The sequence below is a fragment of the Bradyrhizobium valentinum genome (genome assembly GCF_001440405.1).
In the GTDB taxonomy this organism is placed as follows: Bacteria; Pseudomonadota; Alphaproteobacteria; order Rhizobiales; family Xanthobacteraceae; genus Bradyrhizobium; species Bradyrhizobium valentinum.
Map to the genome: position 1 here is coordinate 3,823 of NZ_LLXX01000121.1, position 9,154 is coordinate 12,976.

At 61.8% G+C, this 9,154-nt stretch carries 15 protein-coding genes; 6 read left to right on the plus strand and 9 right to left on the minus strand.

Annotation, left to right across the window (positions count from 1 at the left end):
* Nucleotides 1–19 precede the first annotated feature (19 nt).
* Nucleotides 20–412: a cytochrome c-550 CycA gene (gene cycA / locus CP49_RS20075; RefSeq protein ID WP_057851951.1), complete on the plus strand. Its 393-nt coding sequence runs from the start codon at nucleotides 20–22 to the stop codon at nucleotides 410–412.
* A 192-nt stretch (nucleotides 413–604) separates the two neighbouring features.
* Here cycA and CP49_RS20080 read toward each other — a convergent pair whose 3' ends face one another.
* Both CP49_RS20080 and CP49_RS20085 read right to left on the minus strand, forming a co-directional pair.
* Complete coding sequence (locus tag CP49_RS20080) at nucleotides 605–898, minus strand: antibiotic biosynthesis monooxygenase (RefSeq protein WP_057851952.1); 294 nt, start codon at nucleotides 896–898, stop codon at nucleotides 605–607.
* Nucleotides 899–1,086: 188 nt separating this feature from the next.
* The gene (locus CP49_RS20085; protein ID WP_057851953.1) at nucleotides 1,087–2,052 is read right to left on the minus strand and encodes an alpha/beta fold hydrolase; all 966 of its coding nucleotides are present in this window, start codon (nucleotides 2,050–2,052) and stop codon (nucleotides 1,087–1,089) included.
* 264 nt (nucleotides 2,053–2,316) lie between these two features.
* Here CP49_RS20085 and CP49_RS20090 point away from each other — a divergent pair, with 264 nt between their 5' ends.
* A complete protein-coding gene (locus CP49_RS20090) occupies nucleotides 2,317–2,496 on the plus strand; it encodes a hypothetical protein (protein ID WP_057851954.1) in 180 nt (59 codons plus the stop codon).
* Between the two features lie 9 nt (nucleotides 2,497–2,505).
* Here CP49_RS20090 and CP49_RS20095 read toward each other — a convergent pair whose 3' ends face one another.
* The 5 genes from CP49_RS20095 to CP49_RS20115 all read right to left on the minus strand — a co-directional run bounded on the left by CP49_RS20095 (nucleotide 2,506) and on the right by CP49_RS20115 (nucleotide 5,074).
* A complete protein-coding gene (locus CP49_RS20095; protein WP_057851955.1) occupies nucleotides 2,506–2,781 on the minus strand; it encodes a fimbrial protein in 276 nt (91 codons plus the stop codon).
* A 98-nt stretch (nucleotides 2,782–2,879) separates the two neighbouring features.
* Nucleotides 2,880–3,479 (minus strand): tetratricopeptide repeat protein, encoded by a 600-nt coding sequence (locus CP49_RS20100; RefSeq protein WP_420807624.1) that lies wholly within the window; start codon nucleotides 3,477–3,479, stop codon nucleotides 2,880–2,882.
* A gap of 151 nt (nucleotides 3,480–3,630) precedes the next feature.
* A complete protein-coding gene (gene ykgO / locus CP49_RS20105) occupies nucleotides 3,631–3,756 on the minus strand; it encodes a type B 50S ribosomal protein L36 (protein WP_002718645.1) in 126 nt (41 codons plus the stop codon).
* A gap of 378 nt (nucleotides 3,757–4,134) precedes the next feature.
* Nucleotides 4,135–4,584, minus strand: coding sequence for a MaoC family dehydratase (locus tag CP49_RS20110; protein ID WP_057851957.1), 450 nt, complete (start codon nucleotides 4,582–4,584; stop codon nucleotides 4,135–4,137).
* A 13-nt stretch (nucleotides 4,585–4,597) separates the two neighbouring features.
* Nucleotides 4,598–5,074: a MaoC family dehydratase gene (locus tag CP49_RS20115; RefSeq protein WP_057851958.1), complete on the minus strand. Its 477-nt coding sequence runs from the start codon at nucleotides 5,072–5,074 to the stop codon at nucleotides 4,598–4,600.
* A gap of 107 nt (nucleotides 5,075–5,181) precedes the next feature.
* Between CP49_RS20115 and CP49_RS20120 the strand changes: the two genes are divergently transcribed.
* Genes CP49_RS20120 through CP49_RS20135 form a run of 4 tightly spaced genes read left to right on the plus strand, consistent with a single transcriptional unit; the run spans nucleotide 5,182 to nucleotide 8,163 of the window.
* A complete protein-coding gene (locus CP49_RS20120) occupies nucleotides 5,182–6,066 on the plus strand; it encodes an amidohydrolase family protein (protein ID WP_057851959.1) in 885 nt (294 codons plus the stop codon).
* Nucleotides 6,067–6,111: 45 nt separating this feature from the next.
* Nucleotides 6,112–6,924, plus strand: a complete 813-nt coding sequence (locus CP49_RS20125; protein WP_057851960.1) for a dienelactone hydrolase family protein — start codon at nucleotides 6,112–6,114, stop codon at nucleotides 6,922–6,924.
* A gap of 5 nt (nucleotides 6,925–6,929) precedes the next feature.
* Nucleotides 6,930–7,676 (plus strand): haloacid dehalogenase type II, encoded by a 747-nt coding sequence (locus CP49_RS20130; protein WP_057851961.1) that lies wholly within the window; start codon nucleotides 6,930–6,932, stop codon nucleotides 7,674–7,676.
* 1 nt (nucleotide 7,677) lies between these two features.
* A complete protein-coding gene (locus CP49_RS20135) occupies nucleotides 7,678–8,163 on the plus strand; it encodes a YbaK/EbsC family protein (RefSeq protein ID WP_057851962.1) in 486 nt (161 codons plus the stop codon).
* Here CP49_RS20135 and CP49_RS47485 read toward each other — a convergent pair.
* Together CP49_RS47485 and CP49_RS20145 are read right to left on the minus strand one after the other, a co-directional pair.
* Nucleotides 8,160–8,525, minus strand: a complete 366-nt coding sequence (locus CP49_RS47485) for a hypothetical protein (RefSeq protein ID WP_057851963.1) — start codon at nucleotides 8,523–8,525, stop codon at nucleotides 8,160–8,162. The two genes, CP49_RS20135 and CP49_RS47485, sit on opposite strands and share 4 nt — an antisense overlap.
* 125 nt (nucleotides 8,526–8,650) lie before the next feature.
* The coding region (locus tag CP49_RS20145; RefSeq protein WP_197423162.1) for a tripartite tricarboxylate transporter substrate binding protein at nucleotides 8,651–9,154 on the minus strand (504 nt) is incomplete at its 5' end.

Below are 9,154 nucleotides of genomic sequence, written 5' to 3' on the forward strand. Positions count from 1 at the left end.
AAGAAACGAAGAGCACCACATGAAAACATCGACTTTGAGCGCGCTGGTTGTCGTTACCTCATGGGCCGCAGCATCCGGCGCGCTGGCGCAGGACGCCGCCGCCGGCAAGACCTCGTTCAACAAATGCCTGGCCTGCCATGCAATCGGCGAAGGCGCCAAGAACAAGGTCGGCCCGGTGCTGAACGGACTCGATGGCCGCAAGTCCGGCACCATCGAGGGTTACTCCTATACGGACGCCAACAAGAATTCCGGTATTACCTGGAACAAGGACGTGTTCCTCGAATACATCAAGGACCCGAAGGCGAAGATTCCCGGCACCAAGATGGTGTTCGCCGGTATCAAGAACGAGAAAGAGGCCAACGATCTCTGGACCTATGTCTCCTCGTTCGACAAGGACGGCAAGCAGAAGTAAGAGCAGTTTCTTCACCCTCCCCTGGAGGGGAGGGTCGGCTCACATGGAGCGCAGCGAAATGTGAGACGGGGTGGGGTGATCTCTCCCCTCGGGCACTGTTGGGTGTGGAGAGACCGTCACCCCACCCCGCCGCTCATTGCATGAGCGTCGACCCTCCCCCTCCAGGGGAGGGTGAGACGACGCGAGAACGCATCAAGCCAGCGTGTGCACGATCACGGGTCCGGCCATCGCGGTGGCCGGGCCGGTCAATAGCGGCGCCAGATCATGCTCGATCCATGCCAGCGCACGCTTGTTGGATTCCTCGGCCGCCGCAAAATTGTTGAACAGGCTGATCGCAATCACCGTGTCGTCGGGCGCATAGACCACGTAATAGCCCATGAATCCATCGACCCCGCTGATGACGGGAATCGCGCCTTCCTTGATCCTGCGGGTGAGTTCTTCGGCCTTGCCGGGCTTGGCCTTGCCCTGACGAATGGCGGCGTACATGACGCTCTCCCTCGAAGGTCGGCTGCTCGATATCGCAACTCTTAAGGTTCATCCCTGGCGGGACGAGCAGCGGAATCCCGCGCGTACCGATGGTACCCCATCCGGAGCCGTCAGACCACGTGCGGTGTCACCGCCGTCCCTGATCGCGAGAAAAAAGCGGGTCGATAGATCCCGGGCTCCCATACCCATCAATCGATCGCCGCTGCCGCCCTCGGCGTCAGCGCGCCCATCATCGCCTCCACTTCTGCGATCGCGAGATCGGGCGCCGCTTGCTGAATCATGTGGCCGACGCCGGGCAGCACGATCAGCCTTGCATTGGGCGCAGTGGCGGCGAGCGGTTGCGAATGGATGCGGGTCGAGACCGTTTTGTCGGATTCATCGCCCGTGATGATCGTGATCGGCGCCGTGATCTCGGCATAGCGCGGCGCTTGCTCGGCCACCGCCGCCTTTAACGTCACGAAGTCACGCGCATTGGCGATAAATTCGCGCGGCCGCAGCAGCAGCGGCGTCGCAGTGTCCCTGACAAAGTCGTCCGGCATGGTCTGCGGCAGGAAGACGACGCGCGCGCCGCGCTCGGCCAGTAAATGGCCGAGCGGCAGCGTGATTGTATAGGCGAGCAGCGGGCCGATCACCGGCGTCGCGATGATCTTGTTGTATCGGCCAACGCCGCCTGGCCAGGGATAGGCGACCGGCGCCAGCATCACGAGACCCGCCACAGTTTGCGGCTCATCCAGCGCCATGCGCAGGCCGAGGGCGCCCGCCCAGGAATGCACCACGAAGATCGCCTGGCCGACGCCGAGCTTTGCCAAAGCCTCCCCGATCATCCGGCCCTGAATTTCGGGCGTCGAATCCTCCAGCCGGAGGCGGGTGCTCCAGCCATGCCCGGGACGGTCGATCAGGATCACGCGGTGCTTTCTGGCAAGCTGTTCCCCGACCGGCCGCCGCATCACCTCGAGATTGGAACTCGCGCCATGCAGCATCACGATCGGCGGGCCGGCCGCATCGCGCGGGCCGATATCCAGGATGTGGAGTACCCCACCCGCCACCTCGACCATCCTGCCCCGGGCTGGATGGGCGCGCTGCGCGAGAAAAACGCCAATCTGCGTGACCAGCGCCAGCACCGCCAGCGCCGCCACCACAATCACTGCCGCCATCGAGAATTTCCGGCTTGTTTTCTGCACCGGCGAGCTACGGCCCGGTTCGGTTGCGGGTTTCGGGATTGTCCACAGGGCCCCGAACCTGTGGATAGCGGGGTCATACTGCTGTCACCGGCAAATTTGTACAGTGGCGCTGACACTTTCGCCATGTGTGCACGTGCCTGATTAGGGGGTAGCCGGGCGCATGCATTGTACCCAACATCCACAGGAACAAGGGCGCTCACTACAAATTGTTCCAGCGTATCATCGGAGGACTGCCCTATGATTTCCGACGCAAGCGAAGCCGCCATCGATCAGATCGTAGCGAGTTGCAATGGCGACATCCGCGGCGCACTCAAGGCCCTGCTGCGGGTAAACGAGCAGCTCGAGGCTGAACTGGCGCAGTTCTACGCGGCGGTAGGTCTCGACAGCATGGCCCGCGGCAGCAACGCCATACACTAAGGCCTGCGTCTATTGCTTCCCCTCGTCCGGCGCTCCTGCAGGAGGTTCCGGCACGATCGGGCACTGGGGAATGGTCGAACGGGCCAGCTTGGCATCGTCGATCGATTTGTACGGTCCGGTTCCGAAATAGATGTTGCCACCGACCTGGCTGTTAATGACGGGATTGCTCGTGACGATCTCGCATGTGCCGGTCGCGCGGTCGCCTACGACCCAATAGCCGTCTTGCGCGAAAGCGCAGGTTCCGGTCGCGATAATCATCGCGCCGGCCAGCAGCAATGATTTCATGGCTCGCTCCTGTCACGCAGTCAGCGAATAATAGCGCGTTGGCAGCGCGACGTTCCTGCTGAAGTAAGCCGTCGAGAATCAGGGTTAACCGCGAAAGATCAGATATCGCGGCCTTCGACCTTTTCGGTGAGAGTCTTGACCAGGTCCGGCACCTTTTCGAGATGCGGATTGACGGCCAGCGCCTTGCGGAATGCTTCAAGTGCGCGCTTTTCGTCGCCGATGTCCTGCATGATCATGCCAAGTCCGGCCAACGCGCCGAAATGCCGGGGCTCGCGGATCAGCACCTGCCGGATGTCCTCCAGCGAACGGGTGTAGTCGTTCTTCAGGTAATACAGTGTCGCGCGCCGGTTCCATGCCTCGACATAATCGGGACGCAGCTTGACGACGGCATCGAGCAGTTTCATCGCGACGTCGATCTTCTGCGCTTCCATCGCGGCCTTGGCGCGCAGCATCAACAGCGCAGCCGTGTCGCTCGGGGTCTGCATCCACAGCGCCCAGATCCGCGCCTCGACATGCTTGGCGCTGGTTTCATCGGGGGCGGCCTTCAGTGCACCGAACAGGAAATCCAGCCCGCGGGTGCGATCGGCACCCACATTGGGAAGCTTGCTCGGCGCTTCCGGCAATTTCTTCTGGGCTTTCGGCGGGGGAATGACCCTGGGGTCGTCCTGGGCAAAAGCGGCCGCCGGCACGGCCGTCATGACAGCGGCGAGGACCGCAATCCGGCAGTTACGGGCGCCCGGGAATCTCAAAGCCATGCGCCAAGTCTAGACGCGTAAAACCGCGCCGCAAAGCGGCACGTCGTCAAAGACATGTGAAACGAGGAAAGAAAACTGCCTCAGCGCCCCAGGCTTAACCTTGGCGGGCCTTGAAGCGGCGCTGCACCTTGTTAATCACGTAAACCCGGCCCTTGCGACGGACCAGACGGTTGTTGCGGTGACGCCCGCGCAGCGATTTCAAGGAGTTACGGACCTTCATGGGACAATCCTGATGCTTTGAAAGGCCGTGCTGGAGGCCCGAACCTGAGCTACCCGAAAGTGGCAAAATGGGATCAATCCCGAAAAGCGGCCAACCGCCCGGGATGGGGCGGTTTCTAAGCAGCGCGGGAGCGTATGTCAATCCAAACGGGCCGTTTTCGGCTCCATCCGGATAGCGTGACGCCCCTCAAAGTTCCATCCCGTCAGCCTGAGGAGGCCGCAACGCGGCCGTCTCGAAGGATGGACGGCCACCAGCGGGGCCGTCCATCCTTCGAGGCTCGCGGAGCCTGTCATCGGGCCGCGCGTCGCGCGGACCCGTTGGCTCGCGCCTCCAGCGACAACGGCGAAGCCGTTGCGCGGGGATGACGGAACGTTGAAATCACTGGCAACACAGGTCGCGCGGGAATTCGACCAGGGCCTCGCCAGTCGCGACCTTTTCGCCCGCCTGGTTCTTCACGACCACGTCGATCAACACCCAGCGCGATTTTTCAGTCGATTGCTTGGCCTTGATGATCCCTCTGGGCTGGATGGTATCGCCGGGCCGGACCGGCTTGACCCACCGCGTCTCCAGCCGCCGGTGGACCGCACCGGCGGGGCAGGCCCAATCGGTGATCATTCGGGAGATCAGCCCAAAATTGTTCATGCCGTGCATGATGATGCCGCCAAAATTGGTCTTGCCGAAATTGCCCTTCATGTAGTCGTCGTCGAGATGCAGCGGGTTGTAGTCGAGCGAGGCATCGCAGAACAGGCGGATGGATTCGCGTGAAACCGCGAATTTCGGGCCGTCGATGACGTCGCCGGCGGAGAGATTATCGAACGTAGCAGTCATTGATCGCTCCCTCTCACATCGGCCGAATCGTCCAGCCGCGGCCGGAACAGATTACGTCGCCTTTCTGATTGAAGAAGACGTTGTCGTGCACCACGAACAGCCGCTCGCGCTTGATGAACTTGTCGAGCGCGCGGGCCTGCAGCGTGATGACGTCGCCCGGGCGCGCCGGAATGTTGTAGCTCCAGGACTGCCCGGCATTGACGGTGCCCGGCGAGCGCATCCAGTCATCGGCCGGCGTGCAGGAAAACATCAGGAGGATATGGATCGAGGGCGGCGCGATCAGTCCGCCATAGCGGGTGGTCTTGGCATAGGCCTCGTCGAAATAGATCGGATTGGTTTCGCCGACCGATTTGCAATACAGCTCGATGGCTTGCCTGGTCAGCGTGTAAGGGATGGTCTTGCGCGGCTCGCCCGGGACGATGTCGTCCCATGTTTTCCGCAAGTTAGCGTCTTTCCAGAAATCGGTCTCGAAGGCCTCAGCCTGCGCCATACCATCCTCCCTGATTCCGCTCATTTATTTCTGCCGTCTTGCGGAATTTGTTATATAGTATAATCAATTTTCCAGACCCAAAAATCAAGCCGGCGGGAAACCAAGAGATGCCCAAGCTCAAGCTGCCCGATATCGAAAAAGTCGTCGCGATCGACATCCACACCCATGCCGAAGAGCCCTGCGGCCTGCATGGCGACGACGGCTATGACGACTTCCAGGAGCGCATGGCCGAATACTTCAAGTCGCCGCACAAGCATCCTCCGACCGTGCCGGAAACCGCGGCCTATTATCGCTCCAAGAACATCGCGGCCGTGATCTTCCCGGTCGACGCCGAGCGCGAGACCGGTTTTCGCCGCTACAACAATTACGAGATGCTGGAAGTGGCGTCCGATAATCTCGACGTCCTGATCCCCTTCGTCTCGATCGATCCGCACAAGGGCAAGCTTGGCGTGCGCGAGGCGAAGAAGCTGATGGAGGAATACGGCGTCCGCGGCTTCAAATTCCACCCGACCATGCAGGGCTTCTACGCCAACGACCGCATGGCCTATCCGCTCTATGAAGCGATCAATGACGGCGGCGCGATCGCGCTGTTTCACACCGGACAGACCGGCGTTGGAAGCGGCATGCCCGGCGGCATGGGGATGCGGCTGAAATATTCCAACCCGATGTATATGGACGACGTGGCGGCGGATTTCCCTGATCTGAAGATCATCCTCGCGCATCCCTCCTTCCCGTGGCAGGAAGAGGCGCTTTCGGTCGCAACCCACAAGCCGAATGTCTATATCGACCTCTCCGGCTGGTCGCCGAAATATTTTCCGCCGATTCTCGTGCGCTACATCAACTCCATTTTGCAGGACAAGATGCTGTTCGGCTCGGACTGGCCTGTCATCACGCCGGACCGCTGGCTGGCGGATTTCGCAAAACTCGACATCCGCGAGGAAATCCGGCCGAAGGTTTTGAAGGCCAACGCGCGGAAGATTTTGGGTATATAGTGCGACGTCCCATCACAGGCCGACTGTTGAGCGAGAGGATGGTCCGTGACGAAGCTCGCCAAGATCGCTTTCGTCGCCGCGCTCCTGATCGGAAGCGCGGCCGATTGCATTGCGGCTGACACATCGCCAATCGTCGTCGAAATCGAGACGCCACTTGCCAGTTCGCATCCGCTGCAGGGTTACCTGAGGCAAGCCAACGCTGCGGCACCCTCGCCTGCCGTCGTGCTGCTGCACAGTTGCAATGGAAACTGGCGACGCATCGACGAACGCTGGGGAAGGCGAATCGCGGCGTGGGGCTATGTGACTCTCACGGTAGATAGCTTGGGTTCGCGCGGCATCGATAGCTGCCGCAACGCCACTCCCCATGAAGTGGATAGGGACGCCTACCGGGCCCTGAAGTTTCTGGTACGCCTTCCGTCCGTCGATCCCGCCCGCGTCGCAGTGCTGGGTTTCGCGCGCGGTGGTGCGACGGCGCTCAGGTCGGTCGAACATGGCCCCTTCGAAAAGACCTCGCCAAACAAGTTCGGGGCCGCTATCGCCTTCTATCCACCTTGCAGCAGCTTCAAGGGCTACATGACAGCGCCGACGCTGATCCTGATCGGCGAACTCGATGACTGGACGCCCGCCGAGGAGTGCCGCAATATGGTTGATGGCCGGGACGCTTGGGGGATTTCACGACAGGAGCGAGGCGCGCCGGTCAAACTGATCGTCTATCCCGGCGCCTATCACGCTTTCGATGCGCCTGGCCCAAGGAATCCGATCGAGGGTCACCACCTCGAATTCAACCAGTCGGCGACAGATCAATCGTCCGAGGCACTTCGCGAATTTCTCGGCGCGACCATCGGCGCGAAAGAGTAGTTACAGTGACCATCAAAGCCGTTGTCTTCGATGCCTATGGCACGCTCTACGACGTCCAGTCAGTGGCTGACGTTACCGAGGATGCGTTTCCCGGCTATGGCGGGATCATCACCCAGGTCTGGCGTATCAAGCAGCTCGAATACACCTGGCTGCGCTCGTTGATGCAGCGCTACCGGGATTTCTCTGAAGTCACGCGCGACTCGCTGGCCTACACGCTTAGTAGCCTCGGGCTGGAATATGACGAGGACACTTTCGCGCGCATCATCGACAAATATCTGCATCTTGATCTCTATCCGGATGCGCTTGCTGCTCTGTCGGCGATGAAGGATCGCAAGCTCGCGATCCTGTCCAACGGCAGCCCTGATATGCTCGACGCGCTGGTGCAGAGCAGCGGGCTCGACCGCGTGCTCGATGCCGTCATCAGCGTCGACGCAAAGAAAACATTTAAGCCCAGTCCCGAGGTCTACGCGCTGATCGAGGAGGCGCTGCACGTGCCGCCTGCCGAGGTGCTGTTCATCTCGGCCAATCCATGGGACGCCTGCGGCGCCAAGGCATTCGGGCTCAACGTCGCCTGGATCGAGCGGGTGACGCCGGAAGCGATGGCGCTCGCCTGCCTCGAAAGCGAGACGCTGCCGCCATTGACGATGTTTTGGGCGTTGCGCACCCAGATGGACGAGCTTGGCGTCGTGCCCGATCATCGCATCCACGGCCTCGCCGAACTGCCCGCCCTGGTGTCTGCCCAAAGGTCCTGAAATGAGTCTTGAGTCCGTCCGCGCCTTCTTCGCAGAAAAGGCGCCCGATATCTCCGTGATTGAATCCCAGATGAGTTCGGCCACTGTCGCGCTAGCCGCCGAAGCCTATGGTGTCGAGCCGGCGCGGATTGCCAAGACGCTGTCCTTGCGGGTCGGCGACCGCGTGGTGCTGATCGTGGCGGCCGGAACGTCGCGAATGGACAACAAGAAGGTGAAGGCGCTGTTCGGAGGAAAGCCGAAGATGCTCGGCCTTGAAGAGGTCGCCGAGATTACCGGCCACGAGGTCGGCGGCGTCTGCCCGTTCGGATTGAAGACGCCGCTGCCGGTCTATTGCGACGTCTCGCTGAAGGCGTTCGACATCGTAGTGCCCGCCGCAGGCTCGACCCATAGCGCGGTGAAGATCACTCCGGCGCGCATGGCCGAGTTGACCGGGGCCGAATGGGTCGACGTCTGCGAACTCAGGCCCGAGCGCGAAGCTGTGGCCTAATAGTCTTCCTCATAATAGGGCCGGGGCTGCGTCGGCCGCGGCCGTACCGCCTGCGGCTGCCCCGGCTGCGGGGCGCGGGCACGTGGCGCGTTTTGTTGCAGCCCGCGCGGCGCCGGCTGCGCGTCGGCCTGCGATTCGAACACCGCACGGCAATTAGGAGAGAGCTGCGGCGTATTTTGCCGCAAGCAAGCCACGATCCGGCTGGCATCGGGGATCTGGTCGCCGCAGAGCCGCCAGACGTCGGGTGTGCAGGCCATCTGCTGTTCCCAGGTTCCGCGGTATTCCTGCGACGACGCGGGAGCGATCACGCCTGTTCCGCCAATCACGATGGCGAGGCCGAGGACAATCCGCTGCGTTTGCATGGATCAAGTCCTTTCTCTTCGATTCGAGTTGACGCGGGAACTCCGCGCGGCGATGGGCATCAAGCCTGTTGAATGAATGCGGCCACGCGACGTTAGTGCGAACAAAAAATTGTGAAGCGGGTTCCCTACTCCACTTTGCCGATCTTCTTCACCGCCGCGACCAGCCGCGCGCTGTCTTCCGCAACGAACTTTGCAAATTCCGGCGCATCGAGATAGGCGACCGGGCTGCCGGCGGTCTCATACGTCTTGACCACCTCGGGCGCCTTTACGGCTTCCGCCATTGCTTCACGCAGCCGCGTCATGATCGGCGCCGGCAAGGCTGCTTGCGCGAACAATCCCGCCCAGATGTAGAACTCGACATCCTTGTAGCCGAGCTCCTTGAAGGTCGGCAGATCAGGGAAACTCTTGATGCGCTCGGCGCCCCAATTGGCGAGGACGCGCATCTTGCCGTCATCGACCTGCTGCTTCAGCGTGCCCGGCGCTGACGCCACTGCCTGCACGGTGCCGCCGAGCAGCGCGGTCAGCGCAGGCCCCGCGCCGCGGAACGGCACATGCAGCAATTTGATGCCGGCGCTCGCTGCAAACATCTCCATCGCCACATGCAGCGTCCCGTAGGGACCGGACGAGCC